At 67.5% G+C, this 20,113-nt stretch carries 22 protein-coding genes; 13 read left to right on the forward strand and 9 right to left on the reverse strand.

Features of this window, described 5'->3' with window-relative positions; genetic code table 11:
* The first annotated feature begins 50 nt into the window (after positions 1-50).
* The 10 genes from IB268_RS02505 (at position 51) to IB268_RS02550 (ending at position 9,371) form a co-directional block, all read left to right on the forward strand.
* Positions 51-1,235, forward strand: coding sequence for an ABC transporter substrate-binding protein (locus IB268_RS02505; protein ID WP_054455062.1), 1,185 nt, complete (start codon positions 51-53; stop codon positions 1,233-1,235).
* Positions 1,232-2,146 (forward strand): branched-chain amino acid ABC transporter permease, encoded by a 915-nt coding sequence (locus tag IB268_RS02510; RefSeq protein WP_054455060.1) that lies wholly within the window; start codon positions 1,232-1,234, stop codon positions 2,144-2,146. Before IB268_RS02505 ends, IB268_RS02510 begins: the two co-directional genes overlap by 4 nt.
* The gene (locus tag IB268_RS02515) at positions 2,143-3,129 is read left to right on the forward strand and encodes a branched-chain amino acid ABC transporter permease (RefSeq protein ID WP_054455058.1); all 987 of its coding nucleotides are present in this window, start codon (positions 2,143-2,145) and stop codon (positions 3,127-3,129) included. Before IB268_RS02510 ends, IB268_RS02515 begins: the two co-directional genes overlap by 4 nt.
* A complete protein-coding gene (locus IB268_RS02520) occupies positions 3,119-3,889 on the forward strand; it encodes an ABC transporter ATP-binding protein (protein WP_175180433.1) in 771 nt (256 codons plus the stop codon). Before IB268_RS02515 ends, IB268_RS02520 begins: the two co-directional genes overlap by 11 nt.
* The gene (locus IB268_RS02525) at positions 3,876-4,568 is read left to right on the forward strand and encodes an ABC transporter ATP-binding protein (RefSeq protein ID WP_175212767.1); all 693 of its coding nucleotides are present in this window, start codon (positions 3,876-3,878) and stop codon (positions 4,566-4,568) included. Before IB268_RS02520 ends, IB268_RS02525 begins: the two co-directional genes overlap by 14 nt.
* 72 nt (positions 4,569-4,640) lie before the next feature.
* Positions 4,641-5,414 carry a GntR family transcriptional regulator gene (locus IB268_RS02530; protein WP_119452167.1) on the forward strand — a complete coding sequence of 258 codons (774 nt, stop codon included), beginning with the start codon at positions 4,641-4,643 and terminating at the stop codon, positions 5,412-5,414.
* Entirely contained in the window at positions 5,407-6,291 is an 885-nt protein-coding gene (locus tag IB268_RS02535; protein ID WP_054455052.1) for an alpha/beta hydrolase, read from the forward strand. Before IB268_RS02530 ends, IB268_RS02535 begins: the two co-directional genes overlap by 8 nt.
* Positions 6,292-6,322: 31 nt before the next feature.
* Complete coding sequence (locus IB268_RS02540) at positions 6,323-7,237, forward strand: LysR family transcriptional regulator (RefSeq protein WP_013391216.1); 915 nt, start codon at positions 6,323-6,325, stop codon at positions 7,235-7,237.
* Between the two features lie 150 nt (positions 7,238-7,387).
* Complete coding sequence (locus IB268_RS02545) at positions 7,388-8,377, forward strand: tripartite tricarboxylate transporter substrate binding protein (protein WP_054455051.1); 990 nt, start codon at positions 7,388-7,390, stop codon at positions 8,375-8,377.
* 49 nt (positions 8,378-8,426) lie between these two features.
* A complete protein-coding gene (locus IB268_RS02550; RefSeq protein ID WP_192353762.1) occupies positions 8,427-9,371 on the forward strand; it encodes a succinylglutamate desuccinylase/aspartoacylase family protein in 945 nt (314 codons plus the stop codon).
* A 15-nt stretch (positions 9,372-9,386) separates the two neighbouring features.
* On the opposite strand, the gene IB268_RS02555 is transcribed toward IB268_RS02550, so the two are convergent.
* The 3 genes from IB268_RS02555 to IB268_RS02565 all read right to left on the reverse strand — a co-directional run bounded on the left by IB268_RS02555 (position 9,387) and on the right by IB268_RS02565 (position 12,487).
* Positions 9,387-9,908 carry a lipocalin family protein gene (locus IB268_RS02555; RefSeq protein ID WP_054455046.1) on the reverse strand — a complete coding sequence of 174 codons (522 nt, stop codon included), beginning with the start codon at positions 9,906-9,908 and terminating at the stop codon, positions 9,387-9,389.
* Positions 9,909-9,989: 81 nt separating this feature from the next.
* Entirely contained in the window at positions 9,990-11,561 is a 1,572-nt protein-coding gene (gene gshA, locus IB268_RS02560; RefSeq protein ID WP_054455045.1) for a glutamate--cysteine ligase, read from the reverse strand.
* Between the two features lie 32 nt (positions 11,562-11,593).
* Entirely contained in the window at positions 11,594-12,487 is an 894-nt protein-coding gene (locus IB268_RS02565; RefSeq protein WP_192353763.1) for an alpha/beta hydrolase, read from the reverse strand.
* Positions 12,488-12,547: 60 nt separating this feature from the next.
* On the opposite strand from IB268_RS02565, the gene IB268_RS02570 reads away from it, so the two are divergent.
* Entirely contained in the window at positions 12,548-13,087 is a 540-nt protein-coding gene (locus tag IB268_RS02570) for a hypothetical protein (protein WP_054455039.1), read from the forward strand.
* Here the strand turns inward: IB268_RS02570 and IB268_RS02575 are convergent.
* Positions 13,077-13,316: a helix-turn-helix transcriptional regulator gene (locus tag IB268_RS02575; RefSeq protein WP_082401106.1), complete on the reverse strand. Its 240-nt coding sequence runs from the start codon at positions 13,314-13,316 to the stop codon at positions 13,077-13,079. The genes IB268_RS02570 and IB268_RS02575 overlap by 11 nt on opposite strands.
* Positions 13,317-13,515: 199 nt before the next feature.
* On the opposite strand from IB268_RS02575, the gene IB268_RS02580 reads away from it, so the two are divergent.
* Positions 13,516-14,412, forward strand: coding sequence for an AEC family transporter (locus tag IB268_RS02580; RefSeq protein ID WP_054455035.1), 897 nt, complete (start codon positions 13,516-13,518; stop codon positions 14,410-14,412).
* Between the two features lies 1 nt (position 14,413).
* Here IB268_RS02580 and IB268_RS02585 read toward each other — a convergent pair whose 3' ends face one another.
* The 5 genes from IB268_RS02585 to IB268_RS02605 form a co-directional block, all read right to left on the reverse strand.
* Entirely contained in the window at positions 14,414-15,421 is a 1,008-nt protein-coding gene (locus IB268_RS02585; protein WP_119452170.1) for an Ldh family oxidoreductase, read from the reverse strand.
* 38 nt (positions 15,422-15,459) lie between these two features.
* Entirely contained in the window at positions 15,460-16,395 is a 936-nt protein-coding gene (locus IB268_RS02590) for a hydroxyacid dehydrogenase (RefSeq protein ID WP_054455031.1), read from the reverse strand.
* 20 nt (positions 16,396-16,415) lie between these two features.
* On the reverse strand, positions 16,416-17,426 hold the full coding sequence (locus IB268_RS02595; RefSeq protein WP_054455029.1) for a tripartite tricarboxylate transporter substrate binding protein: 1,011 nt from the start codon (positions 17,424-17,426) through the stop codon (positions 16,416-16,418).
* A 179-nt stretch (positions 17,427-17,605) separates the two neighbouring features.
* On the reverse strand, positions 17,606-18,781 hold the full coding sequence (locus IB268_RS02600; RefSeq protein ID WP_054455027.1) for a UxaA family hydrolase: 1,176 nt from the start codon (positions 18,779-18,781) through the stop codon (positions 17,606-17,608).
* Positions 18,782-18,808: 27 nt separating this feature from the next.
* Positions 18,809-19,090 (reverse strand): UxaA family hydrolase, encoded by a 282-nt coding sequence (locus IB268_RS02605; RefSeq protein WP_042795507.1) that lies wholly within the window; start codon positions 19,088-19,090, stop codon positions 18,809-18,811.
* A 186-nt stretch (positions 19,091-19,276) separates the two neighbouring features.
* On the opposite strand from IB268_RS02605, the gene IB268_RS02610 reads away from it, so the two are divergent.
* On the forward strand, positions 19,277-20,032 hold the full coding sequence (locus IB268_RS02610; protein ID WP_054455025.1) for a GntR family transcriptional regulator: 756 nt from the start codon (positions 19,277-19,279) through the stop codon (positions 20,030-20,032).
* Positions 20,033-20,113: the final 81 nt, after the last annotated feature.

Raw genomic sequence — 20,113 nt, forward strand, 5'->3', positions numbered from 1 at the left:
AAACGCCTGGCCGCGCCGCGGCGGGCAACGCAGTCTCCAAGGGGAAAAACATGATCAAGAAACAGATACTGGGCGGCGCGTTGTCCGTCGCGCTGGGCGCCGCGGCGTCCATGGGAGCGGCCCATGCCGCGGAACCGGTCAAGATCGGCTTCATCGCCACCTTGTCCACGCCGGCGGGCTACATCGGCGAGGACGAGCGCGATGCGTTCAACCTGGCCATCAAGCAGGGCGGCGGCAAGCTGGGCGGCGTGCCCGTGCAGCTGGTGATCGAGGACGACGGCCTGAAGCCCGCCAACGCCAAGCAGGCGGCCGACCGCCTGCTGCAATCGGGCGTCAAGCTCTATACCGGCGTGAACTTCTCCAACGTGCTGGCAGCGGTCGTGCCCAGCGTGGTGAAGTCCGGCGCCTTCTATGTCAGCCTGAATCCCGGCCCGTCGAACTTCGCGGGCGAAAAGTGCGATCCCAATTACTTCGTGGCGTCCTACCAGAACGACGCCTTCCATACGGCCGGCGGCGTGGCGGCCAACGAACTGGGATACAAGAAGGTCGTGCTGCTGGCGCCCAACTACCAGGCGGGCCGCGACGCCATCGAAGGCTTCAAGCGCACCTACAAGGGCGAAGTGGTCGCCGAAATCTACACCAAGCTCGACCAGTCGGACTTCTCGGTCGAGCTGGCGCGCCTGCGTTCGCTGGCGCCCGACGCCATCTATCAGTTCCATCCGGGCGGCACGGGCATCAACTTCGTCAAGCAGTACGCGGCGGCCGGGCTGAACAAGAGCATCCCGATGCTGATGCCCAGCTTCTCGATGGATGCGCGCATGATCCAGGCCACGGGTGACGCGTCGGCCGGCGCCTACATCACCGGCATCTGGTCGCAGGACTTCGACAACGCGCAATCCAAGGCCTTCGTGCAAGCGTTCAAGGACGCCTATGGCCGTGTGCCGACGGACTACGCCATGCAGGCCTACGACACCGCGCAGCTGATTGGCGCGGGCCTGAAGGCTACCGGCGGCGACCTGTCCAAGGCGGCTGAGTTTCGAGCCGCGCTGCGCAAGCCCGAGTTCACGTCGCTGCGCGGCAAGTTCAGCATGAACACCAACCAGCATCCGATCCAGGATCTGTACCTGATGCGCATCGAGAAAGGCAGCGACGGCAGCCTGTCGCCGAAGCTGGTCCGCAAGCTGGTGTCCGATGACAAGGACGCCTACGCGCAACTCTGCAAGATGCCGTCATGACGCTCCTGTTTGAACAGCTGCTCAACGGGCTGCAGTTCGGCGCCATGCTGTTCATGCTGGCAGCCGGACTGACGCTGATCTTCGGCATTATGGGCGTGGTCAACCTGACGCATGGCTCGTTCTACATGGTGGGCGCCTACTGCGCGGCGTACGCCATCGGCACCACCGGCTCGTTCCTCGCGGGCGTGCTGGCGGCGCTGCTGGGGGCGGGCCTGTACGGCATTTCGGTCGAAGTGGTGGTGATACGCAAGCTGTACAAGCGGGATCACCTGTACCAGGTCCTGGCCACCTTCGGCCTGCTGCTGTTCTCGAACGAAGCGGTCAGCCTGATCTTCGGGCGGCGTCCGCCGCTGGTGGGCATCCCAAGCTTCCTGGAAGGCGCGGTGACGTTGGCGCCGGGATTCCAGTATCCGCTGATCCGCCTGTCGTTCATCGCCATTGGCGCGCTGGTGGCGGTGGGCCTGTGGTGGCTGGTCAACCGCACGCGCATCGGCATGCTGATCCGCGCGGGCGCCGACGACCGCGAGATGGTCGACGCGTTGGGCATAGACATCCGCAAGCTCTACACGCTGGTGTTTGGCCTGGGCGCCTTGCTGTGCGGGCTGGCCGGCGTGATGGCCGCGCCCTTGCTGGCGGTGGAAATCGGCATGGGCGAACGCATCCTGATCACCACCTTCGTGGTCATCGTGATCGGCGGGGTCGGTTCGGTGCGCGGCGCCCTGGCTGGCGCCTTGCTGGTGGGCATGGTGGACAGCCTGGGGCGCGCGTTCCTGCCGCAGCTGCTGTCGACGATGTTCTCGCCCGCCACCGCGGACCCGCTGGCCGCAGGCATGGCTTCGGCAAGCATTTATGTACTGATGGCGATCGTGCTGATCGCCAAGCCGGGCGGGCTGTTCCCGGCGCGAGGATGAAGATGGCGTACACACTTACGAACCGCGCCCGCTGGGGGCTGGGCGGCCTGGCGGTGCTGATCCTGCTGCCGGCCGCGGCGCTGGCCTCGGGTTCGCCGTTTCTGATCGGCGTGGTGACGCGCTTTCTGATCTACGGCCTGGCCGCGGTCAGCCTGGACCTGGTGATCGGTTATGGCGCCATGGTCAGTTTCGGCCATGCCATGTTCTTCGGGCTGGGCGGCTATGCGGTCGGCATCATCGCCTTCCATACTTCGGAAGCCGGTCCGATCTTCGGCTGGGCTGGCAGCAACGCGGCGCTTGTGGTGTGGCCGATAGCGCTCATCGTGTGCGCGTTGGCCGGCTGGCTGTTCGGCTATCTGGCGCTGCGCACGCGCGGCGTGCAGTTCATCATGATCACGCTGGCGTTCGGCCAGATGGTGTACTTCGTGCTGGTGTCGCTGCAGTTCTACGGCGGGGACGATGGCCTGATGATTCCGCAGCGCAATGAGCTGCCGGGCATCAATCTGGAAAGCCCCATGGTTTTCTACTACCTGTGCCTGGCGCTGCTGACCCTTTGGACGCTGCTGTGCATCCGCGTGACCAACTCGCGCTTCGGCATGGTGCTGCAGGCGCTGCGCCAGAGCGAGCGGCGCGCCATCAACCTGGGCGTGGCGCCCACGCCGTACCGGCTCAGCGCCTTCGTGCTGTCGGCGGTGGGCACGGGGCTGGCCGGCGTGCTGTGGGCCAACTATGCCGGGCTGGTGACGCCCGACATGGCGGCCTGGACCAAGTCCGGCGAACTCATGGCCATCGTCATCCTGGGCGGCGTGGGCACCTTGCTCGGGCCGATCGCGGGCGCGGCGGTATTCCTGGGGCTGGAGCAGATGTTGTCGTCCCTGACCGAGCACTGGCTGCTGTACATGGGGCCGATTCTGGTGCTGGTGGTGCTGTGGGGCCAGAAGGGCCTGTTCGGAAAGCTGCTGGAGACGCGCCATGCCGACTGACGCAAGCGCCAGCCTGTTGCGCCTGACGCAGCTGCGCAAGGCTTTCGACGCGGTGGTGGCCACCAACGGCGTGGACCTGGACGTACGCGCCGGCGAGATCCACGCCATCATCGGCCCCAACGGCGCGGGCAAGTCCACCCTGATCGCGCAGATCTGCGGCGAGATCCGGCCGGACTCCGGGACCATCCATTTGGATGGGCAGGACGTGACCGCGCTGCGCGCCTTCGAGCGTGCGCGCCTGGGGCTGGGTCGTTCGTTCCAGATCACCGAGCTGTGCCAGGAGTACACCGCGCTGGAGAACGTGATCCTGTCGCGCATGCTCAAGAGCGGCCGCGCCTTCCAGGCCTGGTCCAATCCGCGTCATGACGCGGCGTTGAAGACCGAGGCCATGCAGTGGCTGACGCACGTGGGGCTGGAGGACCGTCGCCACGTGCGTTCGGCGGACCTGGCGCACGGCGAGAAACGGCAGCTGGAGCTGGCGGTGGCGCTGGCGCGTTCGCCGCGGCTGTTGCTGCTGGACGAGCCCATGGCCGGCATGGGGCCGGAGGAATCGGCGCGCATGACCCGGCTCTTGCAAGGCATGAAGGGCGACTACGGCATCCTGCTGGTGGAACACGACATGGACGCGGTCTTCGCGCTGGCCGACCGCATCAGCGTGCTGGTCTACGGCCGCGTGGTGTTCAGTGGTTCGCCAGAGGAGGTGCGCCGCCATCCGGAGGTGCGCGCGGCGTATCTGGGAGAAGAACATGTTGAAGGTTGAAGGGCTGACTGGCGGCTACGGGTCCAGCAAGGTCCTGTTCGGCATGTCGTTCGAGGCCAGTGAAGGCGAGGTGATCTCGCTGATCGGGCGCAACGGCATGGGCAAGACCACCACGATCAAGACCCTGATGGGCATGCTGCCAGCCACCGGCGGCGCGGTGCAGTTTCGCGGCCGCACGCTGGGCCGCTCCGCGCCCAGCAGCGTGGCGCGGCTGGGCGTGGGGCTGGTGCCGGAGGGCCGGCGCGTGTTCGGTTCGCTGACGGTGCAGGAAAACCTGGTGGCGACCTCGCGCACCGCGCCGGGCGGATGGGATCTGGAGCGGGTCTACACGCTGTTCCCGCGTTTGAAAGAGCGCCGCGGCCAGTCGTCGCGCACGCTGTCGGGCGGCGAACAGCAGATGCTGGTGGTGGGGCGCGCCCTCATGACCAACCCCAAGCTCCTGATCCTGGACGAAGCCACCGAGGGGCTGGCGCCGCTCATCCGCCAGGAGATCTGGCGTTGCCTGCGGGCGCTGAAGGCCGAAGGCCAGACCATCCTGGTGATCGACAAGAACCTGCCCGAAATGGCGACGCTGGTGGACCGCCACTACATCGTGGACAAGGGCCGGGTGGCCTGGTCGGGGCAGCCCGCCGAGCTGTCCGCCCAGCCCGAGCTGGCGCAGCGCTACCTGGGCATATGAACAGGCCGCGCGGGTAGAATGAGCCGCCTGTGCGCGGATACGCGCCCCGGCCGCTGACATCTGGAGACCATCTTGAAGCCTAGAATAAAAGCTTCCCGCCAGGACGATCCCGGATCGGACGGGAGCGCCGGCATTGAGGAAATCACGCTGTCCGAGCAGGTTTACCGCCTGCTTCGGCGCGACATCATGCGCGGCGCCTTCGCGCCGGGCCAGTCCTTGCGGCTGGAATTGCTGAAGCAGCGCTACGGCAGCAGCTTCTCTCCCATCCGCGAAGCCCTCAACCGCCTGCGCAGCGAGCGCATGGTCATCAGCACCACGTCGCGCGGCTTCAGCATCGCGCCCTTGTCGGTCGAAGAAATGTGGGACGCCTGTGAAACCCGCATCCTGATCGACTGCGACGCGCTGCGCCGCTCGCTGGCCAACGCCGACGACGCCTGGGAAACGCGCCTGGTCGGCGCGTACCATGCGCTGACGCTGGCCGCGCAGCGGGCCGACCAGGCCGCCGAGCCGTCGGAAGAATTGGACGAGCTGCTGGAGGCGCGCCACCTGGAGTTCCACCACGCGCTGATCGGCGCGTGCCGTTCCAACTGGCTGTTGGACCTGTCCACCCAGCTCTACGCGCAGACCGAGCGCTACCGCCGTCCGGCGCGCGCCGGCGCGACCGCCTACGGGCCTGAGCGCAACGTCGACGACGAGCACCGCCAGCTGTTGGACGCCGCCATCTCGCGCGACGTGGAAGGCTCGGTCGCCATGCTCGCCGCGCACTACCGCAAGACCGCGCAGTTCATCGAACGCATCATCTCCCAGCCCCAATCGCAGCCAACATCGCAGGCCAGGCATGCATAACAGCGACATCGATCTCTTCTTTCCCACCATCGCCGAGCGCGAGGTGCAATACAACGCGCGCGAATCGGTGCCGGATTTCGACGCCTGCGTGCGCCGCTATGCCGAGTCCTCGGCGCGGGTGCGCACGCGCCGCCCGGGCGTGCTGGACCTGCGCTACGGCATGGGCCAGGATGAAAGGCTGGACCTGTTCCTGCCCGCCGCCTCGCAGGCGCGGGCGCCGCTGTTCGTGTTCATCCATGGCGGCTATTGGCGCGCGCAGCGCAAGGAAGACGCGCCCGTGATGGCAGAGGCCTTCAACGCCGCGGGCGCCGCCGTGGCTACCCTGGAATACACGCTGGTGCCCGAGGCGACCCTGGGCGAAGTGGTGCGCGAAGTGCGCTCCGCCGTGGCCTGGCTGTACCGCAACGTGGCGGCCTATGGCGTGGACCCTGAACGGATCTACGTCAGCGGCAGTTCGGCGGGCGGCCATCTGGCCGGCATGCTGGTCGCGCCCGAATGGCAGGCACGCTACGGCGTGCCGGACGACGTGATCAAGGGCACGCTGGCATTGAGCGGGCTGTTCGATCTGCGGCCGCTGTGCGATATCCTGCCCAACACCTGGCTGCAGCTCACGCCCGAGCAGGCCGCGCACCAAAGCCCGATCTTCCATCTGCCGGAACGTGCAGGCCCGATGCTGCTGGCCGTGGGCGGGTTGGAGACGCAGGGTTTCAAGAACCAGACGGCGGCGTACGAAGCGGCGTGGAATGCTGCGGGGCTGGCCTCCACCCGTATTCCGACGCCGCACTGCAATCATTTTGACCTGGTCAATGAACTGGAAAATCCGGACAGCGATCTGACCCGCGCCACCCTGGCGATGATGGGGCTGGGCGCCAAGTGAACGGCCGGCCGATGGCGTAAGCTTGACGTCCATGGCCGACCTGAAACTCCTTGAAGACCTGATTGCCCTGGCGCAGACCGGCAGCTTCGTGCGCGCGGCCGAGCTGCGCCACGTCACTCATCCGGCGTTCGGCCGACGCATCCGCGCGCTGGAGGCCTGGGCCGGCGCGCCGTTGATCGAACGCCAGCGCCTGCCGGTGGTCCTGACCGCCGAAGGCGAGGCCTTGCTCAAGACCGCGACGCAGGTGGTGGAGCAGATGGGGCAGGTGCGCCATCGCATCCGCAGTTTCGGCGCAGGCGGGGAGGCGGTGCTGCGCATCGCCACCGGCCGCAGCCTGGCCCGCACGTTGGTGGCCGACTGGATCGCGCGCCTGCGCCACCGCACGCCCAAGGTGTTGACCGAGGGCACGCAGGTCGAATTGTCCACCGGCATGATGCAGGACATGGCGGCGCGGCTGGAGCAGGGCCGGGTGGACCTGCTGTGCTGCTACGAGCATCCGGCCCTGTCGGTGCAGCTGAGCCCGGGGCGCTACCGTTACATGACCCTGGGCACAGACAAGCTCGTGCCCGTCAGCCAGGCGGATTCCCGCGGCCGGCCCCGTTACGTGCTGCAGGAAGGCGGTCCGTCCGTGCCCTTGATCACCTATGCGGGCGGCCTCGCGATGGAACGCATTGTGGGCGACCGCCTGGAGGCCACGCCGTACGCCCTGGCGCCATTCTTGCGCAGCGATTCGCTGGACGCGGCGCATGGCGCGGTCGCCAAGGGGCTGGGCGTGGCTTGGCTGCCGTGGTCCATGGTGGCGGCGGACTGCCGCCGCGGCGCGCTGGCAGCCCTGGGCGGCCGTAGCGAGGAAATCTCGTTCGAGGTGCGGCTGTACCGTTCGCGGGCGCGCCTGGCGGACCTGGCCGAAGCGGCCTGGGAAGCGACGGCCAGTCGCAAGGCGTGAAATCCGTCAGCCGCGCGTCCGGCGTGTGCCGAATCCGCACGGCCATGTGTCGATTCAGCACGAAATATCCCTGGTGTACGCCCGAGAATAGCTCCCGAAACATTAAATGAGACGGCGCCGCCGTCCGCCTCAGCACCCCAGGGAGAAAACATGAAATCCGTCCTGCATCCATTGCGCGGCGCGCTAGCCGCTATCTGTGCCGTCTCGGCGCTGGCCGCGGCGCCTTCCGCCCACGCCGAGTATCCCGAACGCGCCATTTCTCTGGTGGTCGGCTACCCGGCGGGCGGCAGCGTGGACCTGACCGCCCGCCTGTTTGGCGAAGAACTGGCCAAGCGCCTGGGCCAGAGCGTGGTGGTCGAGAACGTGGGCGGCGCCGGCGGCACCATCGGCGCGCAGCGCGTGGCGCGCGCCGCGCCTGACGGCTACACGCTGCTGCTGGGCTCGACCAATGAGATGGTCATCGCCAGCATGATCAACAACGCGGTCAAGTACGACAGCGTGAAGGACTTTTCGCCGCTGGGCGTGATCGCCTCGCAGCCCATGCTGCTGGCCGCCAGCAAGAATTCCGGCGTGAAGACCGCCGCCGAATACCTGCAGAAGCTGCGCGCCTCCGCGCCCGGCAGCTTCAACTACGGTTCTTCCGGCGTGGGCACGACCCTGCACCTGGCCGGCGAGATGATCAACCAGTCGACCGGCACGCGCGCCGAGCACGTGCCGTACCGCGGCGTGGCGCCGCTGGTAACGGACTTGATGAGCGGTCAACTGGACTACGGCATGCTGGTGCTGTCCTCGGGCCTGCCGCAAGTGCGCGCCGACAAGATCGTGGCGCTGGGCGTGACCGAGAAGAAGCGCTCGCCGGTGGCGCCGGACCTGCCGGCCCTGGCGGAAACCCCGGGGTTCGAGTCCGTGGACATCAGCGTCTGGTTCGCGCTCTATGGCCCGGCCGGCTTGCCGGAGCCGGTGGCCGCCAAGCTGCGCAGCGCGCTGGCCGACACGCTGAAGTCGGAGCAGTTCCGCGCCAAGATGCAGGAAGCCGGCGGTGTGCTGTCGCAACCGGGCCTGGACCCGGCGGCCTATCAGGCCGAGGAAACCAGGAAATACGGCGCGCTGGTCAAGGCCGCCAAGATCGAAGCCCAGTGATCCGAAACCGGATCATCGCAACACCCTAGTACCGCAGCGGACGACATCCATGGAATTCAAGCTTCCCGTACCCGACCTGAGCGCCGAGCGCGCCGGCAATACCGGCACCCCTGGCGTGTGGCATTTCGATTCAGGCCTTCCGGGGCGCGCGTTGATGGTGTCCGCGCTGGTGCACGGCAACGAGCTGTGCGGCGCCTGGGCCTTGAAGGACCTGCTGGCGGCGGGCGTGCGGCCGCGCCGCGGCAGCCTGACGCTGGCATTCTGCAATCTGGATGCGTTCGACCGCTTCGACCACGCCAACCACGACGCCTCGCGCTTCGTCGCCGAAGACATGAATCGCGTCTGGAGTGCCGAACGCCTGGACAATCCCACGACGCCGGACCGCCGGCGCGGCGCCGAGCTGCGTCCCTGGGTGGAGCGCGCGGACTGGCTGCTGGACCTGCATTCCATGCATGAGCCGGGTGCGCCCTTGCTGCTGACCGGCGTCCTGCCGCGCAACATTGCGCTGGCGCGCCGCCTGAAGGCGCCGCAGCACGTGATCGTGGACGCGGGGCATAAGGACGGCGTGCGCATGCGCGACTTCGGCCAGTTCGGCGATCCCGCCCGAGAAGACGCCTGCGCCTTGCTGATCGAATGCGGTTTCCATGGCGAGCTGGCTGCGCGCGACGTGGCGCGCGACATGGTGGCGCGCATGCTGCTGGAGTCGGGCGTGGCGGATGCGGCGGACGTGCCGGCGGGCTGGCTGTTGCCGGATGCCGAAAACCAGCGCGTGCTGGAAGTGACGGACGCGGTGGTCGCGCCATCCATGGACTTGCGCTTCTCGCAGCCCTGGACCGGGTTGGAAACGTTCGAGCACGTCGGATCGACGATAGGCTGGGCCGACGGCCAACCCATCGTGACGCCGTACGATCAGTGCACGCTGGTCATGCCGTCCTTGCGCCAGCTGAAGCCGGGCGTGACGGTGGTGCGGCTGGCGCGGGACTACGCCGGTTAAGCGCTGCGGCGCGTCTTATTTCTGCGGCGTGAACCGCAATTCATCCAGCTGATAGCCTTGGGCCTTGGCCGCATCCAGGGCCTTGTCCAGTTCTTCCTTGGGCAACTGCGGCGAGCGCGACAGGATCCACAGGTATTTCCGGTCCGGGGTGCCGACCACCGACCAGCGGTATTCGGGGTCCAGGCCGATCACCCAGTAATCGCCCTTGAACGGCTTGAAGAACGAAACTTCGAGCTTGGCGTTGTTGCTGCCTTCCACCACGGTGGCGGTGCCCGAGGCCGAATCGATGTCGCCATCCTTGGTGCGGCAGCGGTTGTTCACGCCGACCGTGCCGTCGGCATGTGCGGTGTATTCGGCGGTGGTGTCTCCCACGCAGTCGCGCTGGAAGAACATGGGGAAATTCGCGATTTCGTACCACATGCCTGCGTAACGCTTCAGGTCCACCGATTCCACGGTTTGCATGGGCGGCGGCGCGGCATGGACTATCCCCGCCACGCTGGTGGCCAAGGCCAACAGGAATGTTGCGGTGCGGCGCATGGGGGAAACCTCCTGATGTGACAGAGCGGTCCGCGCCGGCCGGAGGGCCGGCGGCGCGGATCAAAACCCTAACGATACGCCTTATTTGCGCGGGGCCTTCAGCGCGGCGTGGTAGCGGGCCACATAGGTATCGAAATCCTCGGTGTCCGATTGCTCCAGGCGCAGCTGTTCCGCCGTGGACTGCGCGGCGGCCTGTTCATACGCTGCCGCCAGGTCGGCGGGCAAGGCCTGGGCGCGCAGCGCGTCGGCATGCTTGCGGCTGAGGTCCAGCGAATAGTCATGGAACGACAGGCCGCTGTCGGTCAGCGAAGCCAGCAGGCGCGCCGACGGCGTGGAGTCGGGCTGATCGAGCTTGGCGCGCTGGGCCGCCAGGGCCTCGGCATAGGCGCTGCCGCCCATGGCCGAGTCGAACAGCGCGGCGTAGGGCGCGATCTGGTCCAGCAGTTCGTGGCCCCATTGCGCCAGCCCGATGGGCTGGCCTTCGCGATCCAGCATGAGGCCGGGCTTGCGACCTTCCTTGACCACGGTCGAGAAGTTGTCGGCGCTGCGCTGACAGTAGCCGTTGGCGGGGAAGAAGGGGCTGTCGGACGCGGTGCAGAACAGCAGGAAGGCGTCGACGAAGCGGCTGGTGCTGGCGTCGATGCCGACCGGCGAGTTCGGATCGATATCCAGGCAGCGCACTTCCACGTACTGTACGCCGCGTTCCGCCAGCGCCGTGATCGGGCGTTCGCAGCGGCCAGTGGCGCGCTTGGGGCGGATGCTCGAGTAGTACTCGTTTTCGATCTGCAGCACGTTGGTGTTGAGCTGGATCCATTCGCCGTCGCGGTGCGTGCCGATCTTCTGGTAGTCGGGCCAGGGCTGGCTGACGGCGTCGTACAAGCGGCCCAGGAACGTGTCCAGGTCGTTGTAGCAGAGCTTGAGCTGCGACTGCGCCTTGTTCTGGTAACCCAGGTCGCTCATGCGCAGGCTGGTGGCGTAGGGCAGGTACAGCGTGCTGTCATCCAGCTTTTTCAGCGGATGTTCGCGCCCGCGCAGGAAGTCGCTGGACAAGGCCGGGGCGGCGCCGAACAGGTACATCAGCAGCCAGGAATAGCGCGTGAAATTGCGGATCAGGCCGATGTAGCCGCGCGAACGGCGGTCCTGGGGGCTACCCGGCTGCGTGTCCAGCACGGACCACAGGTCTTCGGCCAGCGAGAAGTTGTAGTGCACGCCGGCGATGCATTGCATGGTCTTGCCGTAGCGCACGGCCAGGCCGCGGCGGTACACGTGCTTGAGCATGCCGGTGTTGGACTTGCCGTACCAGGCGATGGGGATGTCTGCTTCGGGCGGCAGCGTGGCGGGCATGGACTGATTCCAGATCAGTTCATGGTCCAGCACGCTGTAGACGTGGCGATGGGTGTTGGTCAGTTCGGCCAGCAGCGCGTCGACGTCCTTGTGCGTGCCCGTGATGAGTTCAAGCAGGGATTCGGAGTAGTCGGTGGTGACGTGTTCGTTGGTCAGCGCCGATCCCAGGCCGGCGGGGTGCGGCTTGCGGGACAGGACACCCTGTTCGTCCACGCGCAGGCCTTCCTTTTCGATGCCCCGCAGGGTCTGGGTCAGCAGCGATCGGTTGGCCTCCAGGCGGGAGAGGCGGTTGGCGGCAGTATCAGTCACGGGTTCTTCTCGTTTGGGTCTGTCGCCGGATTTTACGGGGTGCCGGCCTCCTGTGCCGAGGGAGCCAATACTGGGGACAGGGACAATGCTTGAGCGGTGCGCGCCAGCCACTCGTCCAGGTCTGCGTAGACCGGGTCGGCGATGGGGGCGGTTTCATTGAAAATCTCGTGCCAGGCGGTGTCGTACCAGCGCAGCGTCAGCAGTTCGGCGGGTGCGCGCTGGGCGAACTGGCGGCTGCCTTCGGCAGCGACGATGGAATCGTCGCCCGCCACCATCAGCAGGGTGCGGCAGGCCAGCAGCGGGGCTTCACGCAGGGACTCGCGGCCGCCTTCGTTTACGAAGCGCGCCAGGCGTCCCGTCATTTGGCGCCGCACCAGCGGATCGCTGCGGTAGGCCTTGACCACGGCCGGGTCGTGGGAAATGCGGGCGGGCGCCAGGCCGTGGGGCACGCGCAGGTCGGGCGCATGCAGCGACATCCAGGTCAGGGTGCGCCGCACCCACGGCGGCACGTGCACCACGAACGGCGGCGAACTGAGCACCAGGCCGTCGATCTCGGCCAGGCGGCGCAGGGCGATCCGCACCGCGACCAGCGCGCCCAGGCTGTGGCCCAGCAGGATGGGCGGGCGTCCATGGGCCGCGGTCCAGGCCCGCAGGCGGTCGACCGCATCGACGACCAGATCGTCCTCATGGTTCAGGGTGGCGGGCCGCCCGCCGGAGCGGCCATGGCCGCGGTGGTCATGGGCGCCCACCGTCCAGCCGCGCGCGGTCAGCCAGCGCGCCAGGCGGTCATAGCGCCCGGCATGCTCGCTAAGTCCGTGCAGCAGGTAGATACTGGGGGTGCCCAGGCCGGCGATCGGCGGGGGCACGTTGGGCGCGGCTGGCCACACATAGTTGGCCAGTGGCGTGCCGTCGGGCGCGGGGGTCATCGAAATCGGCGACAATTTCTGGCTTCCTCGAAATGAATAGACAGTCCAGGTCCTCGGGTAATGACGATTTCATCGCTGTTTCGTTTCATGTTCAAGAAAGCCGGCGCAATTGTCGCGCTGGCCCTGCTGATCACGGCCTGCTCGCCCAGTTACAACTGGCGCGAAGTCGACGTGGCCGACGGCCACGCGCGCGCCGCGTTTCCGGACCGGGTTACGACCGACACCCGCGACCTGAAGCTGGATACCCATACCTTGCGTTTTACCCTGGCCAGCGCCACCGTGGGCGAGGCGGTCTTCGCCGTGGGATCGGCGCCGCTGCCGCCCGACATCGCGAAGGATCCGGCCGCCAAGCAGGCGCTGGGCATGGCGCTGATGCATTCGCTCTACGCCAACATGCAATCGCCGCCGCCCAATGAATGGCCTGCCTACGGGCAGGACATCGAGGTCCAGGGCAAGGCCATGGGCAAGCCGGGCTGGCTGCGCGCCAGGGTCTGGGTGACCGACACCATGTTGATCGAGGCCGTGGCAGCCGGCACCGTGGAAAGCCTGCCGGCCGAGCGGGCGCATGAGTTCCTGCGTTCCGTTGTCATCAAGCCGTGACGGGCGCGATCAGGCCCAGTCTCAATGCCGCGACCACTGCGGCGCGGCGGCCGCGCACGCCGAGCTTTTCGCAGGCGTTGCACAGATGGAAATTCACCGTGCTTTCGCTGACGCCCAGGATGCGGGCGGTTTCCCAGCTGGTCTTGCCCATGGCGGCCCAGTGCAGGCAGCTGGCCTGGCGTTCCGACAGGGGTTTGATGGGCCGGGCCGGACCAGACGCGGCGTTCAAGGTGGGATTCGCGGCCGGGTTTGTGGCCACGTGTGTGGCCAGATGCGGGGGCGTGGCGGAATGTGCGGTGGCTGACATGGCGGTTGGGGGCAGAAGCCCGGCGATTGACGAGTTGCTCCATGCTGCCGCCCGGGCGCGTTGCCCGGCAAGCGATGATGCCTTCATGCATCAAACCTCTTATCTCTAACGGAATAAGCGCATGTCTGCCGTCGTGCAGTTCTATTTTTCATCGATCGTGCTGATGCTGCCTTTGCTCTTTTGCGCGGGCATAGGGGTGTATTGGGGCAAGCGGGACCTGCCGTTCGGCGGTTCCTTCATCACCATGCTGGTGACGTCGGTGACCACGCCGGCCCTGGTGTTCCACACTTTCGTCACCACCCACCTGGACGACCGCGCGTTGGCCGACGTGGCGGTGGCGACCCTGCTGGCGCTGCTGCTGTGCGCCCTGGTGTGCGCGTTGTTGCTGAAGGCATGGAAGCTGCCCGTGCGTACGCTGCTGCCCACGGCCTTCCTGCCCAACGCCGGAAACCTCGGGCTGCCGATTTCGCAGATGGCCTTTGGCGACGCGGGCCTGTCGGTGGCGGTCGCGTTCTTCGCGGTCAGTTCCTTTGTCATGCACACCATCGCGGTGCGCCTGTTGCCGGGCGTCAACACCAAGGGCAGCTGGAAGAGTCCGATTTTGCTGGCTTCGCTGGTCGCCGTGGCCCTGCGTCTCATGCACGTGCCGGTGCCCGCATGGCTGATCGAGACCTCGCGCATGCTGGGCGCGGTAACCGTGCCGCTGATGCTGCTGAGCCTGGGTCACGCGCTGGCCTTGATTCCGTCCAACGGCTTGCGCGACGGCGCCAAGGTCGCCGCCATCCGCCTGGCCGTGGGCCTGGGCGCGGGGCTGGCGGTGGTGTGGGCGCTGGATCTGGAACCGGTGCTGGCCGGGGCGCTGAGCCTGCAGATGGCCATGCCCTGCGCCGTGGTGAGCTACATGTACGTCAAGCGCTACACGACGCAGGGCGATACCGCGGCTGGCGCGGTGCTGGTGTCGACCGTGGCGTTCCTGTTGCTGGCGCCGGTGATACTTTGGTTCAGCCGCGGGGTTTGACCTACCCCGCGCCCGACATCGTGCGCAATTGCGCCATCAACGCATCGGGAATCTCCACGCCATGCTTGAGCGCTTCGTCGCGCAGCTTGCGGCGGCGATCACCCGGCAGGCGCACGCCTTCATCTTCCAGCATGGCGTCGACCAGGACCTCGACGCGATCCAGATAGGCGTTGTTGCCCGCCAGGGCGCCGGGGTCGATCGCCATGAAGGCCTGGCCCAGCCGCGCCGGGCCGCCTTCGTCGACAAAGAAGGACTCGGTCTCGAAACCGAAGTGCGAGCCGGTCAGCGCGCAAGCCAGCAGTTCGATGATCAGCGCCAGCATCGCGCCCTTGACGCCGCCCGCGGGCAGCATGCTGCCCGCCAGGCCGGCCTTGGGATCGGTGGTCGGCTGGCCGTCGGCGTCCAGCGCCCAGCCCAGGGGGATGGGCTGGTTGTCGCGGGCCGCGATCATGAGCTTGCCGCGCGCGACCTGAGACAGCGACAGATCGATCACCAGGCGCGCGCCGCCGCGTCGCGGAAAGACCGCGGCGATGGGGTTGGTGCCGAATAACGGACGCTTGCCGCCCCAGGCGGGCATGGCTGCGGGCGAGTTGCTCAGCGCCAGTCCCACCAGCCCGAGGTCGGCCAGGGCTTCCAGGTGGTAGCCGGCTTCGCCGAAGTGGTGGCTGTTGGCCACGCCGATGAAGGCTACGCCATGCTCGCGGGCGCGCAGGCCGGCCTGTTCGATCGCCATGGCGCAGGCGGGAAAGGCCAGGCCGGACCCGGCATCGATCAGCGCGGCGCCGCCGCGCTCATGCACGATGCGCGGCACCGCCGTACCGATGGCGCGGCCGGCGCGCAGGTGTCCGGCATAGAAAGGCACGCGCGACAGGCCGTGGGAGCTGAGTCCCTGGCTTTCGGCGAAGACCAGCGCACGCGCCGTGCTGTCGGCCATGGCCGGGTTGGCGCCAGCGGCGGCCAGGCCGGCCGCGGCCAGGAGTTGCAGTTCGTCCAGATAGATGTGAGCCATATCCTTCTCTTCAAGGGCGCGCGCCGGGCCGTGTGGCTTCATCGGTCGCCGCCGGTAAGCGCCATTGTCACCCCGGCGGCCACCATGTCGGAAACCCGGGTGTTGGCTTCCTGCGTCAGCCCGGCGATATGCGGCGTCAGGATCAGGTTGGGCGCGCCCGCCAGCGGGCTGCCGGCGGGCAGGGGTTCCTGTTCGAACACGTCCAGCGCCGCGCCGCGCAGATGGCCCGTGCGCAGGGCATCCGCCAGCGCGGCCTCGTCCACGATGCCGCCGCGCGAGGTGTTGATCAACACGGCGCCGGGCCGCATGCGCGCGATGCGGCCGGCGTCCATCAACCGCCGCGTGCCGGGCGTGAGCGGCAGGTGCAGGGTGATGGCATCGGCCTGGGCCAGCAGCTCGTCCAGCGGCAGGGCGGTGACGCCGGTCTCCCGCCACGCGGGATGGTCTGGCGGCAGCGCGGCGTCGCAGCCGGCCACGCGCATGCCCAGTCCTTGCGCCAGGCTTGCGGTCAGCCGGCCTATGCCGCCGAAGCCCACGATGCCCAGCATGCGGTTGTGCGCCTCCAACCCCTGCGAGAGCGCGTTGCGCGGCCATGCGCCCGCCGCGACCTCGGCCGTCGACCCGTAGGCGCCGCGCAGCAGCATCAGCATGGCGCCCACGACGTACTCGGCGACAGCGCGCGCGTTGGCGCCGGTGGCCGGTATCACCGCGATGTTGCGCGCGGCGCAACCGTCCAGGTCGATGTTGTCCAGCCCTACGCCCAGGCGGCCCACGGCCCGCAGCCGCGGGGCCGCCTGCAGCAGGGCGGCGTCGACCTTGCTGCGGTTGCGCACGATGAGGGCGTCGGCGTCGGCCGCCGCGGCCAGCAAGGCATCGCGCTGCTCCACCAGTTCGGGCTCGTACCGCACCTTGAACCGCTGGCGCAGCGCGTCGACCGCGGGCGCGTCCATGAACTCGGAAATGAGGATATGCATCGGTTGGGACTCCACGGTGCTCAGGCGATCTGGATGTTGGCGTCGCGGATGATCTTGGCCCAGCGGTCGACCTCGGACTTCAGGTAGGCGCCGAACTCCGCGGGGCCGCGCGGCTGCGGCACGAAGCCCAGCTGCAGCAGCGCCTGCTTCATGGCGGGCTGCGAGACCTGGCGCACGATGGCGTCGCCGATGCGCTGCACCAGCTCCGGCGGCGTGCCTGCGGGCGCCAGCACGCCGGTGAAGTTCTCGACGATCAGGTCCGGCAGGCCGGCTTCCTTCACGGTGGGCACGTCGGGCAGGTCCGCGCTGCGTTCGCGGGTGGTGATGGCCAGCGCCCGCAACGAGCCGTTCTTCACGTGCGAGAGCGATTCCGGATAGTTGGAGAACACCACGTCCAGGTGGCCGCCTATCAGGTCGGTGAGGGACGGCGCGCCGCCCTTGTAGGGGATGTGCATCATCGGCACGCCGGTGAGCTTCTGGTACAGCGCCAGGGTGAGGTGCGGCGGCGTGCCGTTGCCGCTGGAGCCGGCCGACAGCGATTTCGAGCGGGCGGCCTTGGCCAGATCGGCCATGCTCTTGATGTCGCTCTTGGCGTTGACCACCACCATGATGGGCGAGGACGCCAGGCCGGCCAGCGGCGTGAGGTCGCGCGTCAGGTCGTAACCCGCCTTGCCGGCAAAGAGCGTCGCGTTGGCGGCGTGCGACAGCGTGATCGCCAGCCAGGTGTAGCCGTCCGGAGCGGCATGGGAAACGTGGGCGGCGCCGATGTTGGCGCTGCCGCCGGGCTTGTTTTCCACCACCACGTTCCAGCGCTCGGCGTCGCTTAGCGCTTTGCCGACCTGGCGCGCGGCCACGTCGGTCAGGCCGCCGGGCGGAAAGGGCACCACGTAATTGATCGGACGTTCGGGCCAGGCTTTCTGCGCCAGCGCGCGCTGCCAGGGCGCCAGGGCACAGAGGCCGGCGGCGCCCAGGGCGGCAAGCAGGCGCCGGCGTTGCGCGGCGTCGGGATGGTGATCGTGTTCGCTGTTCATCTGTCTTCCTCCTTGGGGGACGCCCGGGTAGGAATGCAACCGCCTGTGCTGCCGTGGCGGATGTCGCCCGGGTCTGCTGGTGTGGTTCTGAGACGATGCTGCGGGGAAATGCTGGCGGCAGGACGGCGCGTCCGCAATCCTGCTTGCGGACGCGCCGTTGCCAGGGACGACAGGCGCGATTAAGCGCTTTCGAAGATGCGGGTCAGGACGAATTCGCGGTGGCCCAGCGCTTCGGCCGCGGTCCAGCGGCCGTTGGCGGTGGCCAGCATGCATTCCAGCAGCTTGTCGCCGGCCTGGTTCAGGTCGATTTCACGCTGCAGCAGGCCGCTGGTGTCCACGTCGATGTGTTCGGACATGGTGCGCACCGTGCGCGGATTGGCGCAGATCTTGATGACCGGCAGTATCGGGTTGCCGATGACGTTGCCCTGGCCGGTGGGGAAGAAGTGCACGGCGTAGCCCGAGGCCGCGCACAAGGTCACCATTTCGGCCGCGGCGGAGGACGAGTCCATGAACCACAGGCCCGGGCCGTCCGGGATCTCGGCCTTGTCGATCACGCCGTCCACGCGGCATTGCTTGCCGATCTTCTGGATGTTGCCCAGCGCCTTTTCCTCGATGGTGGTCAGTCCGCCCGCGATGTTGCCCTTGGTGGGCTGGGATTCGGACAGGTCGCTGGTCTTCCAGCGGTCGATCATGGCCTGGTAGCGGTTGAACATGAACATGAAGCGCTCGCGCACCGCGTCGTTGGCGCAGCGCTCGGCCACGATGTGTTCGCCGCCGGTGAGTTCCGAGGTTTCACCGAAGACCAGCGTGGAGCCCAGCGCGTACAGCTTGTCGAAAGCGTTGCCCACGGTGGGGTTGGCGCCACAGCCGGAGGTGGTGTCGGATTCGCCGCATTTGGTCGACACCCACAGGTCGGCGATAGGGCATTCGCTGCGCGTCAGGGCCGTGGCGTAGTGCACGAATTCCTTGGCGCAGCGCGAGGCGCGCATGATGGTGTCGTGGTCGCCGTGCAGTTCGATGCTGAAGCCCATGACCGGCTTGCCGGTGGCGGCGATGCCGTCCACCACGCGCTTGGTCCAGCCTTCCTCGATACCGATTACCACCACTGCGGCGACGTTGGGATTGCAGCCGGTGCCGATCAGGGTGCGGAAGTGCAGCTCCAGGTCCTCGCCGAATTGCAGTCGGCCATAGGGATGAGGCAGGGCCATCGTGCCCTTGATGTTGTTGGCCACGGCTTCGGCTGCGGCATTCGAAATATCGTCCACGGGCAGGACGATGACGTGGTTGCGGACGCCGACGCGGCCGTTGTCGCGGCGGTAGCCCTGGAAGGTGGTCGAGGCGGTGATGATGGACATGGCGGATTCCTGTGCGGGGTGGGGGGCTTACCAGCGCTTGGTCTTGATGTTGTGCACATGGGCGTGCTGGCCGGCCTTGATGGGCTCCACCACGCGGCCGATGTCGACGCCGTACTTGAAGACGGTGTCGCCCACGGCCATGTCCTTCATCGCCACCTTGTGTCCGATGGGGATGTCCTGCGATGCGCGCACGTGGATGATCTTGTCTTCATCCATGATCCAGGCGTTCAGTTCCGTTCCGGCGGTGACTCCTTCCACGACGGCGACCGCCACCGTGTCCTTGGCATCGTGCAATACGGCGTGAATCATTTGTCTTCCTCTCTTGGGCTTGGGGGCGCCCGGCTGGTGCGGCGGCAGGGCGCGGATCGCTACGGCCAGGAAATCTTAGGACCGCGCTTCATGTGTGTCAACTAAATCATATATATGAATTGTATGACTTGAGCAGGTTCCGTCCCCGCCGCTACACTGTGGGCTCCTGATTTTTGCGATGCACCCATGAACACCAGCCTGTCCTCGACCGTGCCTTTGGGCAGTCCTCTGTACGCGCAGGTCAAGCAGGCCGTGCTGGCCGCGCTGGCGCAGGGCGAATGGAAGCAGGGCGAGGCGATCCCGCCCGAGAAGCTGCTGGCGGAACGCTTCGGTGTCTCCATCGGCACCTTGCGCAAGGCCATCGACGAACTGGCTGCGGAGAACATCCTGGTGCGGCATCAGGGCCGCGGCACCTTTGTGGCCGTGCACACGCGCAACCACCATTTCTTCAAGTTCTTCCGCATCGTGCGGCAGGACGGCGACAAGTCCTATCCCGCGACCGAGCTGCTGCGCTTTCGCCGCGTGCGGGCCTCGGCCATCGCGCGCGAGAAGCTGAACCTGCCCGCTGGCGCCATGGTGTTCGAGTTCCTCAACCTGTTGTCGCTCAACGGCGATGTGGTGATGATGGATGAGATCTGCCTGCCGGAAGCATGCTTTCCGGGCATGACCGAAGCGCACCTGCGCGACCGCGCCAGCACGCTGTATGCGCTGTACCAGGACGTATTTGGCGTCAATGTGATCGCCACCGACGAGCGGCTGCGCACCTGCGTGGCCGAACGCACGCAGGCGCGGGCGCTGGGCGTGGCCGAAGGCAGCCCCTTGCTGGAGATCCGCCGCGTGGCGTTTTCCTACAAGCGGCAGGCGGTGGAATGGCGCATCTCGCGCGTCAACACCGAACGCTACGAGTACCTGGGCCAGGAGCCCTGGGAGGCCGGCGCCTGAATGGCCGCCGCGCGCGCCAGGCGGGCCGGATGGGCCGCCCGCCGTTGCGGCGCGCGTCAGCAGTGCTAGAATTCCTGCCGC

Source organism: Achromobacter sp. ACM01, from assembly GCF_014851745.1.
GTDB classification, from domain to species: domain Bacteria; phylum Pseudomonadota; class Gammaproteobacteria; order Burkholderiales; family Burkholderiaceae_B; genus Achromobacter; species Achromobacter aegrifaciens.

Excerpts from the sequence above, each read along its gene's own strand:
- IB268_RS02590 (WP_054455031.1), bottom strand. The coding sequence starts at position 16,395 with ATGCATATCCTCATTTCCGAGTTCATGGACGCGCCCGCGGTCGACGCG.
- IB268_RS02535 (WP_054455052.1), top strand. The coding sequence starts at position 5,407 with ATGCATAACAGCGACATCGATCTCTTCTTTCCCACCATCGCCGAGCGC.
- IB268_RS02510 (WP_054455060.1), top strand. The coding sequence starts at position 1,232 with ATGACGCTCCTGTTTGAACAGCTGCTCAACGGGCTGCAGTTCGGCGCC.
- IB268_RS02505 (WP_054455062.1), top strand. The coding sequence starts at position 51 with ATGATCAAGAAACAGATACTGGGCGGCGCGTTGTCCGTCGCGCTGGGC.
- IB268_RS02605 (WP_042795507.1), bottom strand. The coding sequence starts at position 19,090 with ATGATTCACGCCGTATTGCACGATGCCAAGGACACGGTGGCGGTCGCC.
- IB268_RS02565 (WP_192353763.1), bottom strand. The coding sequence starts at position 12,487 with ATGACCCCCGCGCCCGACGGCACGCCACTGGCCAACTATGTGTGGCCA.
- IB268_RS02580 (WP_054455035.1), top strand. The coding sequence starts at position 13,516 with ATGTCTGCCGTCGTGCAGTTCTATTTTTCATCGATCGTGCTGATGCTG.
- IB268_RS02585 (WP_119452170.1), bottom strand. The coding sequence starts at position 15,421 with ATGGCTCACATCTATCTGGACGAACTGCAACTCCTGGCCGCGGCCGGC.
- IB268_RS02520 (WP_175180433.1), top strand. The coding sequence starts at position 3,119 with ATGCCGACTGACGCAAGCGCCAGCCTGTTGCGCCTGACGCAGCTGCGC.
- IB268_RS02515 (WP_054455058.1), top strand. The coding sequence starts at position 2,143 with ATGAAGATGGCGTACACACTTACGAACCGCGCCCGCTGGGGGCTGGGC.
- IB268_RS02550 (WP_192353762.1), top strand. The coding sequence starts at position 8,427 with ATGGAATTCAAGCTTCCCGTACCCGACCTGAGCGCCGAGCGCGCCGGC.
- IB268_RS02610 (WP_054455025.1), top strand. The coding sequence starts at position 19,277 with ATGAACACCAGCCTGTCCTCGACCGTGCCTTTGGGCAGTCCTCTGTAC.
- IB268_RS02545 (WP_054455051.1), top strand. The coding sequence starts at position 7,388 with ATGAAATCCGTCCTGCATCCATTGCGCGGCGCGCTAGCCGCTATCTGT.
- IB268_RS02595 (WP_054455029.1), bottom strand. The coding sequence starts at position 17,426 with ATGAACAGCGAACACGATCACCATCCCGACGCCGCGCAACGCCGGCGC.
- IB268_RS02540 (WP_013391216.1), top strand. The coding sequence starts at position 6,323 with ATGGCCGACCTGAAACTCCTTGAAGACCTGATTGCCCTGGCGCAGACC.
- IB268_RS02525 (WP_175212767.1), top strand. The coding sequence starts at position 3,876 with ATGTTGAAGGTTGAAGGGCTGACTGGCGGCTACGGGTCCAGCAAGGTC.
- IB268_RS02570 (WP_054455039.1), top strand. The coding sequence starts at position 12,548 with ATGACGATTTCATCGCTGTTTCGTTTCATGTTCAAGAAAGCCGGCGCA.
- IB268_RS02600 (WP_054455027.1), bottom strand. The coding sequence starts at position 18,781 with ATGTCCATCATCACCGCCTCGACCACCTTCCAGGGCTACCGCCGCGAC.
- IB268_RS02555 (WP_054455046.1), bottom strand. The coding sequence starts at position 9,908 with ATGCGCCGCACCGCAACATTCCTGTTGGCCTTGGCCACCAGCGTGGCG.